The organism is Enterobacter cloacae complex sp. P17RS, assembly GCF_014895885.1.
Taxonomy (GTDB): Bacteria; Pseudomonadota; Gammaproteobacteria; order Enterobacterales; family Enterobacteriaceae; genus Enterobacter; species Enterobacter bugandensis.
The window spans coordinates 125,482-150,057 of the sequence record NZ_JADBQK010000004.1; the positions used below are offsets into that span (position 1 = coordinate 125,482).

Annotated in this window: 21 protein-coding genes; 11 read left to right on the top strand and 10 right to left on the bottom strand. The window is 56.2% G+C overall.

What is annotated here, in order from left to right; translation table 11 throughout:
- Positions 1–22: 22 nt before the first annotated feature.
- The 6 genes from ybiO to rhtA all read right to left on the bottom strand — a co-directional run bounded on the left by ybiO (position 23) and on the right by rhtA (position 6,628).
- Positions 23–2,236 carry a mechanosensitive channel protein gene (ybiO, locus tag IM265_RS04420; protein WP_193031018.1) on the bottom strand — a complete coding sequence of 738 codons (2,214 nt, stop codon included), beginning with the start codon at positions 2,234–2,236 and terminating at the stop codon, positions 23–25.
- A 124-nt stretch (positions 2,237–2,360) separates the two neighbouring features.
- On the bottom strand, positions 2,361–3,083 hold the full coding sequence (gene glnQ, locus IM265_RS04425; protein WP_193056006.1) for a glutamine ABC transporter ATP-binding protein GlnQ: 723 nt from the start codon (positions 3,081–3,083) through the stop codon (positions 2,361–2,363).
- Entirely contained in the window at positions 3,080–3,739 is a 660-nt protein-coding gene (gene glnP / locus IM265_RS04430; protein WP_003858462.1) for a glutamine ABC transporter permease GlnP, read from the bottom strand. Before glnP ends, glnQ begins: the two co-directional genes overlap by 4 nt.
- A 93-nt stretch (positions 3,740–3,832) precedes the next feature.
- Positions 3,833–4,576 carry a glutamine ABC transporter substrate-binding protein GlnH gene (gene glnH, locus IM265_RS04435; RefSeq protein WP_014831177.1) on the bottom strand — a complete coding sequence of 248 codons (744 nt, stop codon included), beginning with the start codon at positions 4,574–4,576 and terminating at the stop codon, positions 3,833–3,835.
- A 361-nt stretch (positions 4,577–4,937) separates the two neighbouring features.
- The gene (dps, locus tag IM265_RS04440) at positions 4,938–5,441 is read right to left on the bottom strand and encodes a DNA starvation/stationary phase protection protein Dps (RefSeq protein WP_008501171.1); all 504 of its coding nucleotides are present in this window, start codon (positions 5,439–5,441) and stop codon (positions 4,938–4,940) included.
- Between the two features lie 299 nt (positions 5,442–5,740).
- Positions 5,741–6,628 (bottom strand): threonine/homoserine exporter RhtA, encoded by an 888-nt coding sequence (rhtA, locus tag IM265_RS04445; protein WP_041910716.1) that lies wholly within the window; start codon positions 6,626–6,628, stop codon positions 5,741–5,743.
- A 355-nt stretch (positions 6,629–6,983) separates the two neighbouring features.
- On the opposite strand from rhtA, the gene ompX reads away from it, so the two are divergent.
- Positions 6,984–7,502, top strand: a complete 519-nt coding sequence (ompX, locus tag IM265_RS04450; protein WP_028012448.1) for an outer membrane protein OmpX — start codon at positions 6,984–6,986, stop codon at positions 7,500–7,502.
- A gap of 117 nt (positions 7,503–7,619) precedes the next feature.
- Here ompX and IM265_RS04455 read toward each other — a convergent pair whose 3' ends face one another.
- Together IM265_RS04455 and mntS are read right to left on the bottom strand one after the other, a co-directional pair.
- Entirely contained in the window at positions 7,620–9,203 is a 1,584-nt protein-coding gene (locus tag IM265_RS04455) for a phosphoethanolamine transferase (RefSeq protein WP_193030887.1), read from the bottom strand.
- 269 nt (positions 9,204–9,472) lie between these two features.
- A complete protein-coding gene (gene mntS, locus IM265_RS04460; RefSeq protein ID WP_032644847.1) occupies positions 9,473–9,601 on the bottom strand; it encodes a manganase accumulation protein MntS in 129 nt (42 codons plus the stop codon).
- Positions 9,602–9,784: 183 nt separating this feature from the next.
- Between mntS and mntR the strand changes: the two genes are divergently transcribed.
- The 6 genes from mntR (at position 9,785) to IM265_RS04490 (ending at position 16,796) form a co-directional block, all read left to right on the top strand.
- Positions 9,785–10,258, top strand: coding sequence for a manganese-binding transcriptional regulator MntR (gene mntR, locus IM265_RS04465; RefSeq protein WP_008501176.1), 474 nt, complete (start codon positions 9,785–9,787; stop codon positions 10,256–10,258).
- Positions 10,255–11,364 (top strand): anion transporter, encoded by a 1,110-nt coding sequence (locus IM265_RS04470; RefSeq protein WP_088204898.1) that lies wholly within the window; start codon positions 10,255–10,257, stop codon positions 11,362–11,364. The genes mntR and IM265_RS04470 overlap by 4 nt, the downstream gene beginning before the upstream one ends.
- A gap of 101 nt (positions 11,365–11,465) precedes the next feature.
- Entirely contained in the window at positions 11,466–12,560 is a 1,095-nt protein-coding gene (locus tag IM265_RS04475; protein WP_041910714.1) for an HlyD family secretion protein, read from the top strand.
- A complete protein-coding gene (locus IM265_RS04480; RefSeq protein ID WP_028012453.1) occupies positions 12,557–14,128 on the top strand; it encodes a DHA2 family efflux MFS transporter permease subunit in 1,572 nt (523 codons plus the stop codon). The genes IM265_RS04475 and IM265_RS04480 overlap by 4 nt, the downstream gene beginning before the upstream one ends.
- Positions 14,128–15,651, top strand: a complete 1,524-nt coding sequence (locus IM265_RS04485) for an efflux transporter outer membrane subunit (protein ID WP_193030889.1) — start codon at positions 14,128–14,130, stop codon at positions 15,649–15,651. Before IM265_RS04480 ends, IM265_RS04485 begins: the two co-directional genes overlap by 1 nt.
- A gap of 104 nt (positions 15,652–15,755) precedes the next feature.
- Positions 15,756–16,796 (top strand): aldo/keto reductase, encoded by a 1,041-nt coding sequence (locus IM265_RS04490; protein ID WP_193030891.1) that lies wholly within the window; start codon positions 15,756–15,758, stop codon positions 16,794–16,796.
- Positions 16,797–16,894: 98 nt separating this feature from the next.
- Here IM265_RS04490 and IM265_RS04495 read toward each other — a convergent pair whose 3' ends face one another.
- Positions 16,895–17,998 carry a succinylglutamate desuccinylase/aspartoacylase family protein gene (locus tag IM265_RS04495; protein WP_048999203.1) on the bottom strand — a complete coding sequence of 368 codons (1,104 nt, stop codon included), beginning with the start codon at positions 17,996–17,998 and terminating at the stop codon, positions 16,895–16,897.
- 298 nt (positions 17,999–18,296) lie between these two features.
- Here IM265_RS04495 and IM265_RS04500 point away from each other — a divergent pair, with 298 nt between their 5' ends.
- From IM265_RS04500 to IM265_RS04510, 3 genes are read left to right on the top strand one after another with little or no spacing between them, the layout of a single operon-like run.
- A complete protein-coding gene (locus IM265_RS04500; RefSeq protein WP_193030893.1) occupies positions 18,297–19,673 on the top strand; it encodes a glycoside hydrolase family 1 protein in 1,377 nt (458 codons plus the stop codon).
- Positions 19,674–19,724: 51 nt separating this feature from the next.
- Positions 19,725–21,047 carry a PTS sugar transporter subunit IIC gene (locus IM265_RS04505; RefSeq protein ID WP_182034127.1) on the top strand — a complete coding sequence of 441 codons (1,323 nt, stop codon included), beginning with the start codon at positions 19,725–19,727 and terminating at the stop codon, positions 21,045–21,047.
- 15 nt (positions 21,048–21,062) lie between these two features.
- Positions 21,063–21,779 (top strand): GntR family transcriptional regulator, encoded by a 717-nt coding sequence (locus IM265_RS04510; protein WP_025912880.1) that lies wholly within the window; start codon positions 21,063–21,065, stop codon positions 21,777–21,779.
- Positions 21,780–21,820: 41 nt separating this feature from the next.
- Here the strand turns inward: IM265_RS04510 and ldtB are convergent, their stop codons facing one another.
- On the bottom strand, positions 21,821–22,741 hold the full coding sequence (gene ldtB, locus IM265_RS04515; protein WP_008501186.1) for a L,D-transpeptidase: 921 nt from the start codon (positions 22,739–22,741) through the stop codon (positions 21,821–21,823).
- 222 nt (positions 22,742–22,963) lie between these two features.
- Here ldtB and IM265_RS04520 point away from each other — a divergent pair, with 222 nt between their 5' ends.
- Positions 22,964–24,559, top strand: a complete 1,596-nt coding sequence (locus IM265_RS04520; RefSeq protein WP_041910703.1) for an ABC-F family ATPase — start codon at positions 22,964–22,966, stop codon at positions 24,557–24,559.
- Positions 24,560–24,576: the final 17 nt, after the last annotated feature.

A 24,576-nucleotide genomic window follows, 5' to 3' on the forward strand; every position in this document is an offset into this window, starting at 1 on the left:
GCAAAGCCGCCACCCGGCTCGGTTACAGCGTCGGCTCCTGCGGAGGGAGCGGCGAGGCGGGCGGCGACAATACCTGATACGTCTGCACCGGCGTTCGCACGTTCGCCAGATCGAAGTGCTTTTTCACCATGCTGTCGAGGGCAAAGCGCACCGTCCACTGCTTCAGCGGCTGGGTGGTGAACGACACGCGCAGGGTGAAAGCCGTGTTGGTCAGCCCAACGATGCCGGCAAACGACGGCTCGCCAATCACCAGCCCGCGAATATCCTCCATTTCCATCAGTTCACTGACCGCATCCCGCAGCGCCTGCTTCGCTTTGTCGGCATCTTCATGACGATCCACATCGTAGTTGGCCACAACGGAGCCAATGCCGCGCACAAAGTTGGCGAAGGTAGTGATCGATGACCAGGGAATGATGTGATATGCCCCGGTATCCTGACGCACGCCTACCGAGCGAATCGACATCCTCTCCACGGTACCGGTCAGCGGCCCGATGGTCACCAGATCCCCTGTGTTCATCCCGTTCTCAAACTGGATAAAGATGCCGGTAATAATATCCTTCACCAGCGTTTGCGAGCCGAAGGAGATCGCCAGACCCAGCGCGCCGGCACCCGCCAGCAGCGGGGCGATATTCACGCCGATTTCCGATAGCACAATCATGATGGTGATGGTGCTGATGATCACCGCCAGCGCATTGCGGAACAGGGTCAACAGCGTGCGTGCGCGGGCGCTGGGGAGCGGTCTGCCGTGAATATCCGATACCAGACGGTTCTCGATAAGGCTCGCCAGCAGCGTCCAGCCGACGGCGGAGAAGAACAGAATCAGCGCGATACGAATTAAAATATCGACGGTCTTCTCGCCTGCGCCGTTATGTAGCCAGTTCCAGAAATCAAACAGGCTCCACGCATTCAGCAGCAGCATGATCGCCACGCAGACGGTCAGAATGCGCGCCACCTTCAGCGACACCGACACCCAGCCGTTCACCCGTTTTTGCAGTTCCGGGTAATTACGCTGCACCTGCGGCGACAGGGTGATGGTTTTCGAGATCCAGCGGGACAGCAGCCCGGACACAAACGCCGCGATGCCGATAATCGCCAGGCTTTTAAACGTCGCCCCCATCATAAATTTCAGGCTGTTTCCCGGGTCGAACAGCGAGAAGAAGCACAGCACAATAAAATACGCGCTTGCCAGCCAGTGCCACACCAGCGCGAAGGCGCGGATAAACAGGCTGAAGAAAGAGAGGGAACGGTCGGCCAGATGCAGCAGACTCTCGGTGATCGTCCTTTTATTGTGAAAGATAAGGTACAGAGACCAGACGGTTATACAGAGCATAATCAGCACGTTCGCCAGCGCGCCAAACTGCACGTTGACCTGGTTGGAGATAATCGGCACGGCAACCAGCAGGCCGTATCCTATCAGCCCGCTGAGCACGCTTAGCCGCACGGCCCAGTATTTCGCGCTGTCGTCGTTGATGTTGAAAGGGCGAAGTTCAGGCACGCGCGGGCAAAAGATGACGCGCAGCACCGCTTTAAAAAATTCGATGAGCGCAAACGCATTCAGGAAGAGCGCCTGCTGGAAGGCAATGGTTTTGTTGCCCGTATTGAGGCGATCCGCCAGCACCTGACCGACAAACAGCGTCAGGGCCAGCAGCAGTAAATCGATGATAAACGCCCCGGTAATCATGGCCGGGAGGTGCAGCCAGCTGCTTTTATGCTGATTTTTTTTCCGTCCCCAGTGGCCCATCTTCCGGTAGAGCGGCCAGGCGCACAGGCGCAGCAGCCAGTAAAAAATGAATACGGCACCCGCCAGAATCGCAAACTGCGTGGCGGCTGCGGTGAAGGTGTGGGGATTAAAAGGTTTATGCGAGGTGCCAACAAGATTTCGATAGAGCTGGGCAAAACGCGACGACAGGGCTTCCCCGTAGCGGCGGCTGATGTCGGTGACGTTTTCCAGTACCGTCTTTTCCTCTTCGACCTGCGGTGGCGTAATGGTCGGAACCGGATCCTGAGGCGGCGTGGCGGCCACCTTCCTCAACTGATCGATCAGCTCCTGCCGGGAGGTGTCATTCTCAAGGACGTCGGCAAGTGCGCTATAGGCCGCTTTTTTTTGTTCTACATCCGGCTCCGGAGGCGGCGTATTTTGCTGAGTAGCAGTTGCTCCGGTGGTGACGCCGGGGATTGCCACGGCGAGCGATGGCGCACTAAACAGGCTTATCAACAGCAGCAGGATCCACGGCACGGCGTCCTCCGACAAAAATATCGTGCAAAATGATAAGTATAGAGGGCGAGAGGCGGAGGGAAGTTTTTGGGAACAATCTGGCGTAAAAAAGCCGGGCAAGCCCGGCTCGGTATGTAGCGAGGGATCAGGAGACGTGCTGCAGGAACTCCTGCAGACGCTGGCTAGGCGGATTCGCGATCAATTCCTGCGGGTTACCGTCTTCGGCGATGCGGCCTTTATCAATAAAGATCAGGCGGGAAGCCACTTTCTCAGCAAAGCCGATTTCGTGGGTCACGATCACCATCGTCATCCCTTCTTCCGCCAGATCCTGCATGACTTTCAGCACCTCGTGGCGCAGCTCCGGGTCGAGTGCGGACGTCGGCTCATCAAACAGCATCATCTTCGGTTTCACCGCCAGCGCGCGCGCAATCGCCACGCGCTGCTTCTGGCCACCGGAGAGCTCGGAAGGGTAGTGGTGCGCACGCTCCGCCAGGCCAACCTTCGCCAGCAGATCTTTTGCCAGCGTTTCCGCCGCCGCTTTGTTGGCACCGCGCACGCGCAGTGGGCCAAACATCACGTTTTCCAGCGCCGTCAGGTGCGGGAACAGGTAGAACTGCTGGAACACCATGCCCGCTTCCTGACGAATCAGACGCTCGTCCACTTTCGGGTCGTTTACCTTCAGACCGTCAACGATCAGATCGCCGCTGGTGATCTCTTCCAGCTTGTTGATGCAGCGCAGCAGGGTCGATTTACCGGAACCGGAAGGCCCGATAATCACCACCACTTCACCCTGCTTGATATTCAGATCGATATTGTGCAGCACCTGGGTTGGGCCAAAGTGCTTGGAGACGTTTTTAAATTCAATCACAGGATTTTCATCCTTCTTTCAAGACGGCGCAGAACGAAGCTCAGTACCAGCGTAATGATCAGATAAACAACGGCGACCGCACTCCAGATTTCCAGCGCGCGGAAGTTGCCCGCAATAATTTCCTGGCCCTGACGGGTCAGTTCGGCCACGCCGATAACGATGAACAGCGATGTATCTTTAATGCTGATAATCCACTGGTTACCCAGCGGCGGCAGCATGCGGCGCAGCGCCAGCGGGAGAATAACGTGGCGGATCGTTTCGCGACGAGAAAGACCTAATGCCAGACCGGCTTCGCTGAAACCTTTATGAATCGACAGCACCGCCCCGCGGGTGATTTCCGCGATGTAGGCGCCCGAGTTGATCATAATGGTCACGACGGCCGCGCTGAACGGATCGATGCGCAGGTCGGTGAAGGCCATTGGCAGGGCGAAGTAGATAAACATGACCTGCACGACAATCGGCGTGCCGCGGATCACTTCGATGAAAACCAGTGCGATGTGGTTTGCAATCCAGCCACCGTAGGTGCGGGCGAAACCGGCGACAAGACCGATAATCAACCCACCTACCAGACCCAGGACCGAAATCCACAGGGTCATTTTAGCGCCTTCAAGCAAGAGTGGAATGGCAGGCCAGATGGCGCTCCAGTCAAACTGCATGATGTATTCCTGTATACCGTGGTGAAAAACGAAAAATGTAGGCCCGGCCAGCGTGAGCGCCGCCGGGCGCTATAAACCTGAATTCAGGTAAAATTATTTAGGCTCAGTACCGAACCATTTTTTATAGATTTCGTTGTAGGTGCCGTTCTCTTTCAGCGTTTTCAGTGCGCCGTTAACTTTGGTGCGCAGATCGTCGCTGCCTTTCGGGAACGCGATACCGTACTGCTGAGCTTCCAGAGAGTCGCCCACGGCTTTGAACTTGCCGTTACCCGCCGTTTTAATGAAGTACAGGATGTTCGGCGTGTCGTGCAGAACAGCGTCAGCACGGTTGGTGCCGAGTTCCATATACGCGTTGTCAATGTTCGGGAACTGGCGCAGGTCTTTGGTTTTGATGTTCGCTTTCGCGTAATCCACGGAACCGGTGCCGCTCTTCACTGCCACCACTTTACCGTCGAGGTCTTTCACGCTTTTTACGTCGTTATTATCCGCTTTGACCATCACCAGCAGGCCGCTTTTGTAGTAGCCGTCAGAGAAGTCGATCGCTTTTTTACGTTCTTCGGTAATGGTGATGCCCGCCAGCGCCAGATCGACGTTTTTGGTTTGCAGCGCCGGGATGATGCCGCTGAAGTCCATCGGCTTCAGGGTGTAGTCCAGTTTGAGTTCTTTGGCGATAGCGGCCCACAGATCAACATCAAAACCAACGTATTTGTCACCCTGTTTGAATTCAAACGGAACGAACGCCGTGTCGGTCGCCACAACCAGTTTGTCGGCAGCCTGAGAGGACACCGCAAAAGCCAGGGTAAGTGCAGCCAGTGAAACTTTTAATACAGACTTCATAGCATTTCCTTTTATATCCACGGGGCGATCCCCTGCGAGAACGACTGGCACAATGAAAAAATCGTGCCAACTTTACAAGCTGTTGTTTTACAAAGGGGATGAAATCATACATTGCACAAAAAGCGTGGCAATGATGTCGTGTTGCACCAGCATGGAGCACCATTTTGGTGCGCTTCGTTTGGGTCAACTGACGGGGAGATATTAAGCGTAAATTCTGACGAAAAAACAATCTTCCATTAACGGTTGTGTGAGGTGATTATTACAATTTATTCACTTTTGCACCGTCTCAGGCAAAAACTGTGCACCATAAATGTGCAAAACCCTCACCAGAGGCGAGGGTTTGACAGGAAAGTCTTATGGATTACTCGATGTTAGATTCGATAAACCACAGGAACTGATCCAGGTCGCGGGACGCGGCGGTGAAGATGTCTGCGGTATCTTCATCCTTGGCTTCGCTAATCGCTTTGCGCACGTCATTGGCCACAATCGCGTAGCGGTCCGCCAGCTCTTTCAGGTGATCCTGAACGGTGTGGATATCCAGCGGGTAGCTTTTCAGCGGCGTTTTGCTGTTGATCACCTGCGTGGTCCCAAGCGCAACACCACCCAGCTGAACGGCACGTTCAGCCATCGTATCGAGGTGTGTCACCAGTGCTGTGCGGAAGCCATCCAGCATTTCATGGACGGCAATGAAGTTTGCACCGCGCATATTCCAGTGGGCCTGTTTGGTGATCAGCGAAAGATCGATGAACTGGATCACCTGGCGATTCAGCAACTCAATGGTCGCTTTTTTGTCGCTATCCGATACATCGTTACGGGTATAAAGCAGATTAGACGCTTTCGTTTTCACCAGTTTAGCGGTACTCATAATCTCATATCCTCTTGATGTTTATGTCCCAGGTAATTACGGAACTAAGTATAGCACCGGATTTTTTCTCTGCGGTCTGGCTGTGCCTATCGGTTTAATAGCAAGAAGGCGGTTGATAATTTAATTTATTGAAATTAATCGATAATTTTAAAATTGATACAGATCAATCTTAATTCGCCTGGAGGGGAATAGGTGGGGAAGGATATTTCGGTTATATGACAAACTATGTAAGAAATTATAACGGATGGCATTCTGGCCTTTATTCTGCATGGCCGTGAAGCCATGCAGAATATATGGCATTAGCCGATGTCGATTTTCTCAACTTTAGGTTCAGGGCGCATGGTGAGCGTTGACCCCATTGACGCCGCGATAATTGAGCAGAGCGCCAGCGTCTGGGTAAACGTCAGCGTTTCGCCCAGGAACACCATCCCGGAGATCGCCGCAAGGGCGGGCTCCATGCTCATCAGAGTGCCAAATATGCGCGTCGGCAGACGCGTCAGGGCAATCATCTCCAGAGAATAGGGGAGAGCCGTTGAAAGAATAGCGACCGCCAGCCCGATGGGCATGACTGACCATTGCCAGATAGACTCCGTGGCCTGCGCCATACCGATCGGCACAAAAACGATAGCCGCAATCACGGAACCCAGGGCGACCGTTGCCGGGCCATGCTCTTCACCCGCTCGCTGCCCGGTGAGTATATAGACAGCCCAGCAGGCTCCTGCTCCCAGCGCCAGCGCTGCGCCCGTGAGATCAATCTCTGAGACATTCTGGCCGAGCGGCAGCAGGAACCATAAGCCCAGAACGGCCAGCACGACCCAGATAAAATCCACCGGACGACGTGACGAGAAAAGCGCGACCGCCAGCGGGCCGGTAAACTCCAGCGCGACGGCAATCCCCAGCGGGATGGTCTGGATGGAGAGGTAGAACATATAGTTCATTGCCCCGAGGGACAGACCATAAAAAAGCAGGGGGAGACGTTGCTCTTTTTTGAAGCGCAGACGCCAGGGTTTGAAGATGACGACCAGTATCGCCGTTCCCAGCACGATACGCAGGGCTGTTACCCCGGGCGCACCCACCAGTGGAAAAAGCGATTTTGCCAGCGAAGCACCGCTTTGAATGGACAACATGGCAATAAGTATGACGGCTACCGGCAACCAGACCGACGACGTGCGGGATAACCCAGGCATCCTTTCTCCTGTCAGCTAATGTCAAGTGGAGTAAAGGTTGCAGTGTAAAGGAAATATACAGCTACGGTTGAGACTAGGTTGAAAAAAAAGACCCGTGAAATCCGTAAAATGGTTAAGCGCTGGTGGATTTATCACCTGAAAGATTAGGAATAATCTGGATGAATGTAACGGCGCAGACGCGCAATATGGGCGTTTAGTAGGAAAAATCGCATGTGATTTGAAAGAGTTAGCTGAGGTTGGAAACGTTCTGTTACAGGAAAGGCCTCATTAGACATCACGAATCACAAAGAGTTTCGCAAAATTTTTTGATATATTTAAAACTTACGGACTTACTTGAAGCACATTTGAGGTGGTTATGAAAAAAATTGCATGTCTTTCAGCACTGGCCGCTGTACTGGCTGTTTCCGCAGGTACCGCTGTAGCTGCTACTTCTACTGTAACTGGTGGTTACGCTCAGAGCGATATGCAGGGCGTGATGAACAAAACCAACGGTTTCAACCTGAAGTATCGTTACGAGCAGGATAACAACCCGCTGGGCGTGATCGGTTCTTTCACCTACACCGAGAAAGATCGTACTGAAAACGGCGCATACAACAAAGGCCAGTACTACGGTATCACTGCTGGTCCAGCTTACCGTCTGAACGACTGGGCGAGCATCTACGGTGTTGTAGGTGTTGGCTACGGTAAATTCCAGCAGACCGAAAACCAGGGTCTGAACCGCACTGCAAGCAACAGCGACTACGGCTTCTCCTATGGCGCAGGCCTGCAGTTCAACCCAATCCAGGACGTGGCTCTGGACTTCTCCTATGAGCAGAGCCGTATCCGCAACGTTGACGTTGGCACCTGGATCGCGGGCGTAGGTTACCGCTTCTAATCACTTCGGTGAGCTAATAAAAAATCCGCCCAATGTGGCGGATTTTTTTTTAGCTTTTCCCTCTCCTTGTGGGAGAGGGTCAGGGTGAGGGCATCAGACCGCACGAGATCGGACAGCTTACTTACTCTTAATATCAAAAATATCGGTACCCAGATGGTTATAGTCAACTTTCTGTAACTTGAAGTTGGTAACGTACACTGGGGGCGCTTTCTTGTTGGAGATAAACGGGTAATCATTTTTTATCTCTTTGGCCTTAATCCCCGTCCACTGCGAGAAGAACTGCAGGAAATCATTCGCCGAGCGCCGCGCTTTGATAACGCGATGCGTTTTATCATCACTCGACAGCACCATAAACGGCACCTGGAAATTTTGCTGGAACTGGTCGTCGTGCGCCAGATACTGCACTTCTTTGCCACGCTCTTTAAACGCCAGCCCGTGATCAGAGAAATAGACCACAGAGAAGCTTTCGCCCGTATTGCGCAGCTGATCGTAAAGCTTGCTGAGCAGCTCGTCGGTTTGCGTCATGGTATAGAGATAGCAAGAGGTCTCTTTCGACTGCACAAACTCCGCGTATTTACCGCCAGTGCGATCGCAGGCCTGCGGGTGCGATCCCATCAGGTGCAGAACAATCAGCTGCGGCTGGGTGCGCTGGGTAGCAAAGACCTGCGCCGTCATCTTCAGCAGCGCCTCGTCTTTGGTGTTTTTGTCGGCTTCAAAATCGCCGCTCTTCAGGAACTGCACTTCGTCAGCACGCTTAGCAATACTGGCGATGGCGGTGTCGTATTCGCCAATTTGCCCCTGATTGGAGAACCACCAGGTCTGAAAACCGGCGCGGTTGGCCAGCGTGACAAAATTATCCTGAAACTGAGGTTTGCCATCCACTACGCGGTTCAGCGTCAGGCCGAGCGATTTCTGCGTCGAGCCGCTGGCCGCCACATAATCGGTAAACAGGGTGCCGTTGACAGAGCTGGCAAACGGCGTGTTATTCCAGTGCCCACCGAATGCGCCCAGCGCGTCGCGACGTGCGCTCTCGCCAATCACCACCACATAGGTATGGTATTTCGGCTTAACCGCCAGCACGTTCCAGGTGTCTTTCATATTGGAAAGTTCAGCCATGCGCGCCTGCTCGTCGAGAACCTCTTTATTGTTCACGACGACGTCTTTAACGAAACGGAACACCGGATAGCCCGTATCTTTCAGCTTGAACACGCCGCCCCAGGCCAGGTTTTGCATCGGCGCAACGAAAAACGTCCCCACGCTAAACGCCAGGCACAGAGACTCCATTTTTCCCCATGATCTCTTCGCGTCTGCTTTGCGACGAACCGCGATGACGCCAAGCGCAAAGATAAAGAGGCCGACGACGTAGCTGTACCAGGGGAAGATCGTCAGGATCTCCGTCGACTCTTCCATATTGGTGGAGTGCAGCGCCAGCAGGGTGTTGAAGTTTGGCGCGCCGTAGGCCTGGCCAAACGGGAAATACATCGCAGCTATCAGCGAACAGACCCCTACCAACGCTTTCTGCACGCGCGGGGCCGCTCGCCACAGCACATGCAGGATGCAGGTGAAAGCCACTGCATAAAGCAGGCTGAAAGGATAGCCGAGCGCAAAGTTAATCAGCAGCGACTGCAAAAAGTAAAATCCCGTCCACGGGCTTAAGGCCCGGCTGCGGGTAACGATGGTATCTATCAGGGTTACATTCATAGGTCACTATCACAAAAACGCCATGTGCTCACCCTGGCGCCAAGGGTCAAAGCCTGCCGGACAGTGCGTGGAAAGGGAATGAGAGGTCCGCTTCAGCGAGCCGCAAATTGTGCAGGGCTGCAAGAAGATAGTGCGAGCGTGAATTAAGGTCAACAGTTGCTAAACAGATGTTTTGCGAAGGGGGCTGCAAATCCGCAAAAATTATCGGGAATTGGTCAGTTTACAGCGGAAGTGTGACAGAAAAATGAAGCGGCGTACCGCAACGCCGCTTAGTGGGAAGGTTTGTCGTCCTGATGCGGTTTGTTGTTAAACATATCGCACAGCATGTTCAACAGCATTAAGCGCACTTTAAAAGGAGAGTGGGTAAACACGTTCATACACCTCTTGAATTCGTTCATGAGACCTCCTGATGTTTGATCCCTTCGATCCGTGAAGGGTGACTGCATTACATACAGATATAGCACAGGCTATATTGTATAGCTATGGCTATTTCGTTAATTTTTTGTGCTTGTGGAGGGATGGTTTACAATGTGCGCTCTCGATACCGGGCGCTGGAAGCGTCACCCCAATGAGGAAGTACAATGAACCGTCGCGCAGGTAAGCCAACCATTAAAAAAACGACGCAACTGGTGAATGTTGAAGAACATGTCGAAGGTTTTCGCCAGGTCCGTGAAGCGCACCGGCGTGAACTGATTGATGATTATGTTGAACTGATTTCCGATCTGATCCGCGAGGTTGGGGAAGCGCGTCAGGTCGATATGGCCGCCAGGCTCGGGGTTTCGCAGCCCACGGTCGCTAAAATGTTAAAACGTCTGGCCTCGGTAGGCCTGATCGAAATGATCCCCTGGCGCGGCGTGTTTCTGACGCCGGAAGGGGAGAAGCTTGCGCAGGAGAGCCGCGAGCGCCATCAGCTTGTCGAGAACTTTTTGCTGGTGCTGGGCGTCAGCCCGGAAATTGCCCGTCGGGATGCGGAAGGAATGGAGCACCACGTTAGCGAAGAGACGCTGGTGAAGTTTCGCGAATTTACCCTTAAATATGGTCCCTCTGCTGAATGAAAATCCCTGGACTGCAGGCCCTCTCACGCGATCGTTTCTTCCATCTCTTATTAATCATTGGCGCCGGGTTAAGCCTGTTTGTGCCGTTTGCGCCACAGGCCTGGTCTGCGGCGATTGACTGGCGCACCATCATTACCCTGAGTGGGTTAATGATGCTGACCAAAGGGGTCGAGCTGAGCGGCTATTTTGACGTCCTGGGGCGTAAAATGGTGCGCCGTTTTGCCACCGAGCGCAGGCTGGCCCTGTTTATGGTCTTCTCCGCCGCGGTGCTGTCGACGTTTCTGACCAACGATGTGGCGCTGTTTATCATCGTGCCCCTCACGCTCACCCTGCGTAAGCTTTGCGAGATCCCGGTCAGCAGACTGATCATCTTTGAAGCGCTCGCCGTTAACGCCGGTTCTCTGTTGACGCCCATCGGCAACCCGCAAAATATTCTTCTCTGGGGACGTTCCGGTCTGTCATTCGCCGCCTTTACCTGGCAGATGGCGCCTCTGGCGCTGGTGATGATGCTGTCGCTGCTGGCGGTCTGCTGGTTCGCGTTTCCGGATAAAAAGCTGCAATACCATAGCGGGACCACGGGCCCGCAGTGGCAGCCGCGGCTGGTCTGGAGCTGCCTCGGGCTGTATATCGTCTTTCTGTTCGCCCTGGAGCTGAGGTATGAGCTCCAGGGCGTCCTGCTCGTCGCCGCGGGCTTTGTCGTGCTGGCGCGGCGCGTGCTGGTGAGCGTGGACTGGACGCTGCTGCTGGTCTTTATGGCGATGTTCATCGACGTGCATCTGCTTATTCAGCTTCCGGTGCTGCAAAACGTTCTGCACAGCGTCAGCACGCTGTCGCAGCCGGGGCTGTGGCTGACGGCGATTGGCCTGTCGCAGTTTATCAGCAACGTGCCTGCCACCATTCTACTGCTCAACTACGTTCCGCCGGACACGCTGCTGGCCTGGGCGGTGAACATCGGTGGGTTTGGGCTGCTGCCCGGCTCCCTGGCAAACCTGATCGCCCTGCGCATGGCCAACGACCGTCGCATCTGGTGGCGCTTCCACCTCTGGTCGATCCCGATGCTGCTCTGGGCTGCGGCGATCGGTTTCGGACTATTCCTTCTCATATAGTGCGCAATTTGTCAGTTTTTCCTGGCAAATGTATAGCAACGTCCTAGCTTTAGTGAACGGCATAGTGTGATGCCGCTCACTGACAGGACCGTTGCTGAATTATGGCAGAAGAACAAAATCCACCTGCTGACGAGCAGGATAAAAACAATAACGAGCGTAAACGCCCGGGCAAAAAACCGTTAATTATCCTTGGCATCGTGGTCATCGTGATGGTGATCGTGGCGCTGGTCTGGTGGTTTTTAACCCGCAACGAAGAGACGACCGACGACGCCTTTACCGACGGCGACGTGGTGACGATTGCCCCTAAAACGGCGGGCTACGTTACCGAGCTTCGCGTGCGGGATAACCAGCGCGTGAAGAAAGGGGATGTGCTGGTGGTGATCGATCCGCGTGATACCACCGCCCAGCGCGATCAGGCTCAGGCTCAGCTTGGGCTGGCTATCGCGCAGCTGCATCAGGCCCAGGCGCAGCTGGCGCTCTCAAAAGTGCAGTATCCCGCCCAGCGTGACGAAGCCAAAGCGCAGGTGTTGAAAGCGCAGGCCGATCTGGCGAACGCGCAGGCGGAGTACCGGCGCCAGCGCGGCGTCGATCCGCGCGCGACCACCCAGCAAAGTATTGATTCTGCGAACGCTCAGCTGCGCAGCGCCCAGGCTGGCCTTGCCAGCGCACAGGCGCAGCTGGAAGTGGCGGAGCAGGTACAGCTGCAAATCCGCCAGCAGGAGACCAACGTCGAAGCCCGCGAGCGTCAGGTCGAACAGGCCAAAGCGCAGCTGGAAACCGCGAATCTGAACCTCTCTTACACCGAAGTCCGCGCCCCGTTCGACGGCTTTGTCACCAAACGCAACGTGCAGCCCGGCACGCTGGTTCAGGCGGGCACCGCGCTGTTCTCGCTGGTCTCCCCGAACGTGTGGGTGGTGGCGAACTTTAAAGAGTCCCAGCTTGAGCGCATGAAGCCCGGCGATAAGGTTAGCGTCTCCGTGGATGCCTGGCCGGATATGGAGCTTGAAGGCCATATCGACAGTATCCAGCAGGGCAGCGGCTCGCGCTTCTCCGCCTTCCCGTCGGAAAACGCCACCGGTAACTTCGTGAAGATTGTTCAGCGCGTACCGGTAAAAATCGTCATTGATAAAGGTCTGGATCCGAACAAGCCGCTGCCGCTGGGGCTGTCGGTTGAACCGAAGGTCACCGTGGAATGACGGATCATAGCCACGATAACTGGAAGCCCGCCAGTAACCCGTGGGCGGTGGCGATTGTCGTCACCCTGGCGGTGTTCATGGAAATTCTGGACACCACCATCGTCAACGTCGCGCTGCCGCACGTGGCGGGGTCGCTCTCGGCCAGCTACGACGAATCCACCTGGGTACTGACAAGCTACCTGGTGGCGAACGGCATCGTGCTGCCCATCTCGGCGTTCCTGAGCCGGCTGTTTGGCCGCAAGCAGTTCTTCCTCATTTGCATCGTGATGTTCACCATCTGCTCGTTTCTGTGCGGCATCGCCACCGAGCTGTGGCAAATCATCCTGTTCCGCGTGATGCAGGGCTTCTTTGGCGGCGGGCTACAGCCCACCCAGCAGTCGGTGCTGCTTGACTACTTCAAGCCGGAGGACAGGGGCAAAGCGTTTGGGCTTTCCTCCATTGCGATTATCGTCGCGCCGGTGCTCGGCCCGACGCTGGGGGGCTGGATCACCGACAACTACTCCTGGCGCTGGGTGTTCTTTATCAACATCCCGGTGGGGATTGTGACGGTGCTGGCGATCTACCAGCTGCTGGAAGATCCGCCGTGGGAGAGCAAATCAAAAGAGAAGCTGACCATCGACTGGACGGGGATCGGCCTGATCGCCCTCGGTCTGGGTTGTTTGCAGGTGATGCTCGACCGGGGCGAGGATGACGACTGGTTCTACTCGAACTTTATCCGCACCTTCGCGGTGCTGACGCTGGTCGGCATTATCGGCGCAATCTACTGGCTGATGTATGCCAAAAAGCCGGTGGTGGATCTGCACTGCATGAAGGACCGCAACTTCGCGATCTCCAGCCTGCTGATGGCTGGGATGGCGATGATCCTCTACGGCAGCTCGGTGGTGATCCCGCAGCTGGCGCAGCAGGATCTGGGCTATACCGCCACCTGGTCCGGGCTGGTGCTCTCGCCCGGCGCGGTGCTGATCGTGCTGACCATCCCGCTGGTGCTGAAGCTGATGCCGGTGGTGCAGACGCGCTGGATCATCGCCTTTGGCTTTACCTGCCTGGCGGTGTCGTTCTTCTGGTCGCGCACGCTGACGCCGGATATTGACTTCGAAACCCTGGTGCTGTTCCGCAGCGCCCAGTCGATTGGTCTGGGGTTCCTGTTTGTGCCGCTCACCACCATCGCCTTCATCTCGATACCGAGACGGCTCAACGCCGATGCGGCGGCGCTGTTTACCATGTTCCGCAACGTGGCGGGATCCATCGGGATTTCTCTCTCGACGGCGGCCATCACCGAGCGCGCGCAGGCGCACAGCGCGCACCTTGCCTACCACGCCTCGCCGTTTAACGAGCAGTTCCAGCTGGCGATTCGCGAAAGCGCCCAGGCGATCCAGAACTTCACCACCCAGGTGGGCGATCCGACCGGGATTGCCACCGGGCGGATGTACCAGACGATGATCGAGCAGTCCCGCTTTTTGGCCTACATCGACGTCTTCACCATTCTGAGCGCCGTGGCCTTGCTATTGATTCCGTTTTGTTTGTTGCTCTCGCCGGTTAAGAGCGAGGGGAGTGCAGGAGCACACTGATGATACACAGACGTTTACACCCCCTGATGATAATGATGCTGCTGGTGGGCTGCGCCGTCGGGCCGGACTACCAGCAGCCTGCGCCACCCGCCGTTACGCACTGGAACGATAAGGGCGACAGCGCGGTAAAATCGCAAACCACCTCCGCCGCGACCAATCCGCGCTGGTGGAAAACCTTCGGCTCGCCGCAGCTCGACAGTCTGGTTGAACGCGCCATCGCCGGAAACCTGACGCTGCAGCAAACGGTACTGCGCATTGCCGGGGCGCGTGAACAGATTAACCAGGCGGGCGGGGCATTTTTCCCGTCGGTGAACGGCAATCTGCAGGCGACGCGCCAGCAGCTCGGGCTGGAAGGGGAGCTAAAATCCCACGGCGTGTACGACCAACTGGATAATGTCGACCCTGAACTCAGAGGCGCGCTAGGACCGCTGACGCAGCCGATTAACCTTTATCAGGGCAGCTTCGACGCCCAGTGGGAAATCGACCTCTGGGGCAAAGTGCGCCGTCAGGTGGAAGTCGCCGAGGCGCAGCAGAAGGCCGCCATCGAACAGCGTAACGATGCGCTGGTGTCGCTGGAAGCGGAAGTGGCGCGCGCGTGGCTCCAGCTGCGCGGGGCGCAGAGCATTATCGCTACCCTGAACACCCAGATTAAAAGCGCGCAGCAGACGCTGGATCTGACCGAAAGCCGCCAGCGCGGCGGGCTGTCGCCGCAGATGGACGTGGAAAACGCCCGGGCGCAGCTGGGCAATCTTGAAGCCCAGCTGCCGCAGTATCAGGCCCAGGAACGCCAGGCGATGAACGGGCTGGCTATTCTGCTCGGCAAGCCGCCGGGGGCGCTGGATAGCGAGCTGCAATCAGCGCAGCCAATGCCCGCGCTGCCGGATATCGTGCAGACTGGTATACCGTCCACGCTGGCGCGCCGCCGTCCGGACGTGCGCGAAGCGGAGGCCAACCTTCATGCCGCCACGGCGCAGATTGGCGTCTCGGTGGCCGAGCTGTTCCCGAGCTTTACCCTCTCCGGACAGTTTGGCCTGCGCAACAGCGAATCCGGCTGGCTGACCGACTGGAGCAGCCACTTCTACAGCTTCGGCCCGCAGGTTTCCATTCCGATTTTCCAGGGTGGTCGACTGGTCTCCAGCGTCAAGGTGGCGCGCGCGCAGCAGGGCGCTGCGGTACTGGACTATCGCCAGACGGTGCTCACCGCGCTCGGCGATGTCGAAAACGCGCTGGTGAGCTATCGCACCGACCAGCAGCGTGAGGCGGGCCTGGCGAAAACCATTGATGCCCTGCAAAACGCCTTTGATTTAGCCAGCGACAGCTACCGGCAGGGGATCGCCAGCTTTATCGACGTGCTGGACGCCCAGCGGCAGCTGGCGCAGGCCGAACAGCAGCGCGCGCAGGCGCAGGTACAAAGCGCCCTCGATCTGGTGGCGCTCTACAAGGCGCTCGGCGGCGGCTGGGAGCCGTATCAGCAGGTACAGCTGCCGGACTACAGCGTCTTTGGCGACGCCCCGCGCGGATAAATATTCAGAGGATTGGGCAAGAAACGGACAGGAACGCCACATTCGCGATGGCTGAGGGGCGGGTATAACTATCGGGTACCCAATCGACATGCGAGGATTATCTTATGCGTTATCAAAAACTGGGCAACACCGGTCTGTTCGTTTCTGAACTGTGCCTCGGCACCATGACCTTCGGCGGAGAAGGCGGCATGTGGGGCAAGATTGGTCAGCTCCAGCAGAGCGAAGCAGAACAGCTGGTGGGCCGTGCGCTGGACGCGGGTATCAACTTTATCGATACCGCGGACGTTTACTCGGAAGGGCGCTCGGAGGTGATCCTCGGGCAGGCGCTGAAAAATCTCAACGTCCCGCGCGAGAATGTGGTGGTTGCCACCAAGGTGTTCGGCGAAACGGGCACTGCGGGGGTGAACTCGCGCGGCAGCTCGCGCTATCACATCATCAGCAGCGTGAAGGAGAGCCTGCGCCGCCTGCAGCTCGATCATATCGATCTCTATCAGCTTCACGGTTTCGATCCGGCCACGCCGATTGAGGAGACGCTGTATGCGCTGGATAACCTGGTGCAGCACGGCCACGTGCGCTACATCGGCGTCTCGAACTGGGCGGCGTGGCAGATAGCCAAAGCGCTCGGGATTTCCGAGCGTCTGGGGCTGGCGCGTTTTGCGTCATTGCAGGCGTACTACACCATCGCCGGGCGCGATCTTGAGCGCGAGCTGGTGCCGATGATGCAGAGCGAAGGCGTCGGGCTGATGGTCTGGAGCCCGCTGGCGGGCGGCCTGCTGAGCGGAAAATATGGTCGCGACGGGCAGAGCGAAGCCGGTAGCCGCCGTCTGGAGTTTGACTTCCCGCCTGTGAATAAAGATCGCGCCTTTGACTGCGTGGACGTGATGCGCGTGATTGCCGAAAGTAAGGGCGCCTCCGTGGCGCAAATCGCGCTGGCGTGGCTGCTGCACCAGAAAGCGGTGACCAGCGTCATCATTGGTGCGAAACGCGTCGATCAGCTTGACGATAACATTGCTGCCACCGGGATCCGCTTAAGCGAAGACGAGCTTAAACAGCTGGATGCCGTCAGCGCGCTGCCGCGTGAATATCCGGGCTGGATGCTGGAGCGTCAGGGGGAGTATCGTCGCAATCAGCTTGCGCAACAATAACGCTCCTCATCCCCGGCGGCGCTTCGCCTGCCGGGGATGATATCGAAGAAATGACGATAAGCTGCTTTTGCCGATTCAACGAGGGGCTGTGGCGGTAATCAGCAGCCGTCTTTGCAGGTTGCGGCTGGGTTTTGCTCAAGGACTCTTACCAGCAGGGCTCGGGGCTCTCTGACCACATCTGTTCCAATTGCCAGTACTTTGCCGTCCCTTTCCGCTGAATACTTCGCGACAACATCACCGAAAGCATTTCGCTGCAGGGCGACCTCTTGTCCTGCTTTTACCGTGTCGCCGGGTTTAACGAAAACTTCCGCAAACCCACCCGTAGTTGCTCGTATGGAACTGATCGCATTACCAATATACGTTTTATTGCTGCTGGCGGTTGCGCCGATTTTGCCTTCAATCACCTTGTAATGGATCAGTACATTGAGAGCACCCTCTAAACCCCGGGCAATCATATCCTGCTGGTAAATCCTCGGCTCTCCCGTCTCGGCCGTTATTGCCGGGATACCATTTTGAATAAAGGTGGTTTCCATTGAGCCGGCTTCGCCGGGGTCTTTCTTAATTTGATCTGCCGGAAAAAGTTCCGCAATTGTCCGGGCATCCGCATTGCGGTAGTCGGCATAAATGAACAGCGGATAAGCCGTTCCGGTAGACTGGGTGTGATAGTCAATCGCCAGGTCGACATTCCCCTTGTAAACCTTGTTCCACATCATCCATGCCTGACGTTCAGCAGGGTTACCCGTTTCTTTTCCTGGATGGACGCGGTTGTAGTCGATCGTTTCACCCCCATCGGTTGAAACAGACCATGTCCGGGAGACTCTCTCAAGGCCAGAACGGTTTGGGCCAATGATGCCAATAACGCTGCCGTTCATTTTTTCGGGGTCCAGTTGTTCCATCACTTTTTGTACGATGCGCACGCCGTTTAGCTCATCCCCGTGGACGCCCGCTTGCAGAAGGACTTTCTTCCCGTCCGTTTTCCCTTTTGCCACCATTATGGGTACATACCAGCGCTGTCCTGTTCCGGTCTCAACCCCCTCGAACATGAAGCGATGTTGTCCGGCTGGCAGGTCTGATACATCCAGCGTAGAGATAACCGGCACTCCCTGCACTTTATCACCCGTATACACCGTTGCCGCGTGAGTCATTGAGCCGGGCAACGCTAAGCTAAGAGCGAATGCGATACGGCGAGTAGATATCTTCATGAGCGTCATTTTCCATTTGATAGGGTTGAGATTTTTATGTTCCGGCCTGGGCCGTGGTTCGTGCGCATTAAGTTAATAATGATTTTATGAGGCCAGCCAGTGGCACGTTCGGGAAATGTGATTCTGCATAGGCTAACGCTCAGGCCTGAATAACAGGATTTCGCTATTCATTTTTCCTGCTTAGCGCTTCTTTCCGACATTCCTCACAAAAAACGATCCTCCCCTTTGATCGAAATTTCATCTTCGCCTATATGACTAGTCATGAGATTTTAAATGACTAGTCATATAGGGAGAGAGCATGAACAATTCACTGCCGGCCAACTTTTTATGGGGCAACTCGGTGTCCAGCATGCAGACGGAAGGGGCCTGGAACGAGGGTGGGAAGGGGATGTCGGTGTACGACATTCGTGAAGCCGGAGAAAACGTCTCTGACTGGAAGGTGGCGACCGACTCCTACCACCGCTACCGGGAAGATTTCGACCTGATGCAGGATCTGGGCATGAACTGCTACCGCTTCCAGATCTCCTGGAGCCGCGTCTGCCCGCAGGGCGACGGCGCGTTCAACGACGAGGGCATCGCCTTTTACGACCGCTTTATTGACGATCTCATCGCCCGCGGCATCGAGCCGATGATCTGCCTCTACCACTTCGACATGCCGCTGGCGCTGGCGCAGGAGTACAACGGCTTCAACGATCGCCGCGTGGTGGAGGCTTTTATCCGCTATGGCAAAAAGATGATCGACTGCTTCGGCGACCGGGTAAAGTACTGGCTGACCTTTAACGAGCAGAACATCTTCCATATGCCGGAAGCGTTCCGCATTTCCGGCTATATGAAAGGCGAGAAAACCCTGCGAGAGCTGTATGAGCTTCAGCACCATGCGATGGTGGCGCACATGTCGCTGACCGAGTATCTGCACCAGACAAAACCGGGCCAGCTAATGGGCGGCATGCTGGCGCACCAGCTGATCTATCCGGCCACCTGCAAGCCGCGCGATATCTTCTGCGCCCAGCAGTACGACGAATTCCTCAACCAGAACCTGCTGCGCGTCTTTGCCGGTCAGGGCTACAGCCCGGCGGTGATGGCGGTGGTGGAGCAGGAGGGCTTTGGTGATATCTATCGCGCCGACGATCTCGCTCTGTTTGCCCGCACGAAAAATGACTTTATGGCCTTCAGCTACTACGCCAGCAAAACGCTGGACAGCGACGCGATCCCGAAAGGCACGCCGGTCAACTATTACCTGCTGCACGGTGAGAAAAATAACCCCTACCTGAAAGCCACCGAGTGGAACTGGCAGATCGACCCGCTCGGTTTTCGCACCATCATCACGCGTTATGCCAACGACTGGCGCATGCCGGTCTTCCCGATTGAAAACGGTATTGGGGTGATTGAGTCCTGGGACGGGGTTAACCCGATTGAGGACACCTACCGCATCGACTACCACCGGGCGCATATCGAGGCCATGAAGGAAGCCATGTTCGAGGATGGCGCAGAGGTCATTGGCTATCTCGGCTGGGGGTTAATTGACATTCTCAGCTCGCAGGGGGACATGCGTAAGCGCTACGGTGTGGTCTATGTCAACCGCGAGAATCACGACCTGAAAGACCTTAAGCGCGTGCCGAAGAAGAGCTACGCGTGGTTAAAACAGGTTATCCATACCAACGGACGCGAGATGTAAGCCGTACGCTGCCGGGCCGTTTTTGTGACTGATTGATGGGAACACTCCGCTATGTCTGAAACAAAAATCACACCGCACATGCAGTCTTTTGTCGACAAATTTGTTGAGTTCTCGGCGCGCCTGGCAAACCAGGTGCACCTGCGATCCCTGCGCGACGCCTTCGCCACGGTGATGCCGATTTTCATCCTCGCCGGTCTGGCGGTGCTGGTGAACAACGTGGTGTTCCCGTGGATTTTTGAGGGCGACACGCTCACACAGTTTAAGGTGTGGGGCGAGGCGATTATTAACGGCACGCTGAACATCGCCGCGCTGCTGCTGGCGCCGATGATTGCCTGGTCGCTGGCGCGCAACAAAGATTTCGACAATCCGGTCTCGGCAGTGGTTATCGCCGTCAGCAGCTTTATCATCATGATGCCGATGCGCTTACAGGTTACGCCCGTTGGCAGCGACGCTGCGGTCAGCGTGACGCAGGTGCTGACGTTCGCCAATATCGGCTCCACCGGGATTTTCGCCGGGGTGCTGATTGGGTTGCTCTCAACGGAGGTCTTCATCGCTATTTCGCGGCTGAAGGCGCTGCACATTTCGCTGGGGGAAAACGTACCTCCGGCGGTGAGCAAATCCTTTACCGCGCTGATTCCGACCATCCTCACGCTCTCCCTGTTCGCGGTGCTGGCGGCGCTGCTGGCGAACGTGCTGCACACGGATCTGATCCACCTCATTACGACCTTTATTCAGCAGCCGCTGAGGCTGATCAACACCAGCCTGCCGGGGACGATTTTCATCTACAGCTTCGGCAACTTCCTGTTCACGCTCGGTATTCATCAGTCGGTGGTCAACAGCGTGGTGCTGGAGCCGTTCCTGCTGATTAACACCAACGAGAACATGCTGGCCTTCGCCAACGGACAACCGATCCCGCACATCATCAACAACATCTTTGTGCCGACGTTTGGCATGGTGGGCGGCACGGGCAGCACGATCTCGCTGCTGATCGCCATCTTTATCTTCTCGCGCCAGCAGTCGGCGAAGCAGGTGGCGCGTCTGTCGCTGGCACCTGGCTTATTCAACATCAACGAGCCGGTGATTTTCGGCCTGCCGATCGTCTTTAACCTGCCGCTGATGATCCCGTTTGTGCTGCTGCCCGCCATCGGCATTTACTTCGCCTGGCTCTGCACCACGCTGGGGTTAATGTCGCGCTGCGTGGTGATGATCCCGTGGACCACGCCGCCGATCCTCAGCGCCTGGCTGGCGACGGCGGGGGACTGGCGCGCCGTGGTGGTCCAGTTGGCAATCATCGTATTTGGTGTATTCTTCTACCTGCCTTTCCTCAAAATTGCCGAGCGAGTGGCCTTGAAAAACAGCGGGATAGAAAACTAACAGAAAGGAAGGACGATGGCGGCGAAGTACATCACCATAGCGCGGGAAATTAAGAAACGCATTATCAGCCAGCAGTACGCCGCCAACGAACCCCTGCCGGACCAGTTTGCACTGGCGGCGGAGTTCAGCACCAGCCGGATGACTATTCAGCAGGCGATGCGCCAGCTGATCGTCGAAGGGCTGGTCTACACCCGTCAGGGGCAGGGAACGTTCATCCGCAAAAACTTCCTCCAGCTCTCGCAGTGGGATCTCTCCGGCAGCGACTACTTTGGCGCGACCAAAACCTGGGCGCATCTGGGTACGGTCACGAGCCAGGTGGTGCATTTCGAACTGCGCTTCCCGAACGAAAAAGAGCAGGCGTCGCTGATGATTAACGCCGATGCGCCGATCTACGACTTCATTCGCCTGCGTTTACTGAACGGCGAACCAATGTCGCTGGATTCCACGGTGATGCCGATGAATCTGGTGCCGGGCCTGACGAAAAACCACCTTGAAGGTTCGGTGTTTCAGTACGTTCAGGAAACCCTGGGGCTGAAAATTATGGGGTCATACCGGGTCGTGCGGGCGCTAAAGCCCAGCGCGCTGGACAGAGAGCATCTGGTCTGTGAGGAAACCGATCCGGTGCTGGAGGTGGAGCAGGTCATTTATCTGGAAGATGGCACGCCGCTGGAGTATGCCCACTGCCACTATCGTTACGACCACGGCGGGATTGTGATAGTGAATAACGGATAAAAAAAAGCGGGCCTCGAGGCCCGCTTTTTTGATGCGCGTGATTAGTTCAGACGCACCGGCATACCGGAACGGTTCTGAATCGCCTGGTCGACGATGGTGGTTTCCACGTCTGGCTGAGAGGTCACGGACTGCACCGCGCTGTTCAGCGTAATCGGCACGATCTCGTTGTTGTTGATCTGGTCTTCGCTGGTTGACAGCGGGTTGTGCACTTCGATGTAGCGGCTGCCGTCTGGCTCAGACGTCGCTTTCACCGGTTCGTTGATGAACTGCACGCGCGTACCGACCGGCACGTTTTCGAACAGGAACTTGATGTCGTCGTTACGCAGGCGCACGCAGCCGTGGCTCACGCGCAGGCCGATACCGAAGTTGGCGTTGGTGCCGTGGATGGCGTACAGACGACCAATATACAGCGCGTACAGGCCCATCGGGTTATCCGGGCCGGCTGGCACAACGGCGGGCAGCGGCTCGCCCGCAGCGATGTATTCCGCGTGCATTTTGGCGGTAGGGGTCCAGGTTGGGCCCGCTTTCTTACGCTCTACTTTGGTGGTCCAGTTCAGCGGGGTGTCTTTACCCAACTGGCCGATACCGATTGGCAGCACGATAACGGTATTAGTGCCTTTCGGGTAGTAATACAGGCGCATTTCGGCGCTGTTAATCACGATGCCTTCATGAACGGTATCCGGCAGGATCAACTGCTGAGGAATATTCAGCACGGTACCTGCTTTTGGCAGATACGGGTCAACGCCCGGGTTCGCTTCCAGCATGTTGGACAGGCCCAACTGGTACTGCGCGGCGAAATACTCCAGCGGCTGAGAGTTACCCTCAGGCACCGTCACCACCTGGTTTTGACCCACCAGACGGCTTCCGTCTGTCGGCAGGGGATACGTCACCGCAGACGCGGTCTTACAAAAACCTACTACGGCTAACGCCGCCGCAAAAAGCGTTGTTAATTTCATGTTCATGTTGTGCGAGGTATCTAAGCCATTCAGGCGATGAGTTGATAAGTCTGAATCTGTGATGGGAGCGCATTATATGTGCATTCCCGCTAACAGGGAATTCAGATGTGTACGAAATCACATTTTTTTCGATTTTGTTAAAGTTTAGTGGATTGCCGCAACACGGGATCTCAATTCGGAATTGTGGCATAATGCCGTGTTTATCACACTTTTCGCAGGAATCTCTCCGTGTTAGTTACCAGCAACGTCACTATGCAGTTTGGCAGTAAGCCGCTGTTCGAAAACATTTCCGTCAAATTTGGCGGCGGCAACCGTTACGGCCTGATTGGTGCCAACGGTAGCGGAAAATCCACCTTTATGAAGATCCTCGGCGGCGATTTAGAGCCGACGCTGGGCAACGTGTCGCTCGATCCGAACGAGCGTATCGGTAAGCTGCGTCAGGATCAGTTCGCCTTCGAAGAGTTCACCGTGCTCGACACCGTGATCATGGGGCACGCGGAGCTGTGGGAAGTGAAGCAGGAGCGCGATCGTATCTACGGTCTCGCCGAAATGAGCGAAGAAGACGGCTATAAAGTGGCCGATCTGGAAACGCAGTACGGCGAAATGGACGGCTACTCTGCGGAAGCCCGCGCGGGCGAGCTGCTGCTGGGCGTGGGTATTCCGGTTGAACAGCATTACGGCCCGATGAGCGAAGTCGCGCCTGGCTGGAAGCTGCGCGTGCTGCTGGCGCAGGCGCTGTTCTCTAACCCGGACATCCTGCTGCTCGACGAACCAACGAACAACCTGGATATCGACACCATCCGCTGGCTGGAGCAGACGCTGAACGACCGCGACAGCACCATGATCATCATCTCGCACGACCGTCACTTCCTGAACATGGTCTGTACGCACATGGCGGATCTGGACTATGGCGAGCTGCGCGTATATCCGGGCAACTACGACGAGTACATGACGGCAGCCACCCAGGCGCGCGAGCGTCTGCTGGCAGATAACGCCAAGAAGAAAGCACAGATTGCGGACCTGCAGTCCTTCGTGAGCCGCTTCAGCGCTAACGCCTCTAAATCACGTCAGGCAACATCGCGCGCCCGTCAGATCGACAAAATTAAGCTGGAAGAAGTTAAAGCCTCCAGCCGTCAGAACCCGTTCATCCGCTTCGAGCAGGACAAGAAACTGTTCCGTAACGCGCTGGAAGTGGAAGCCCTTACCAAAGGCTTCGATGAAGGCCCGCTGTTTAAAAACTTCAACCTGCTGCTGGAAGTGGGTGAGAAGATTGCCATTCTGGGCGCCAACGGCGTGGGTAAATCTACCCTGCTGAAAACCCTGGTGGGTGAACTGCAGCCGGACAACGGCACCGTGAAGTGGTCTGAAAACGCGCAGATTGGTTACTACGCGCAGGACCACGAATATGAGTTCGAAAACGACCTGACCGTCTTCGACTGGATGAGCCAGTGGAAGCAGGAAGGTGACGACGAGCAGGCGGTGCGCAGCATTCTGGGTCGTCTGCTGTTCAGCCAGGACGACATCAAAAAGCCCGCCAAAGTGCTCTCCGGTGGTGAAAAAGGCCGCATGCTCTTCGGCAAGCTGATGATGGAAAAACCGAACATTCTGGTGATGGACGAACCGACCAACCACCTGGACATGGAATCGATCGAATCGCTGAACATGGCGCTTGAGATGTATCAGGGCACCCTAATCTTCGTCTCTCACGACCGTGAGTTCGTCAGCTCCCTGGCGACCCGCGTGATCGAAATTACGCCAGAGCGCGTGGTGGACTTCACCGGTAACTACGAAGATTACCTGCGCAGCAAAGGTATCGACGGCTAATTTCCCGTCGTCTTTCA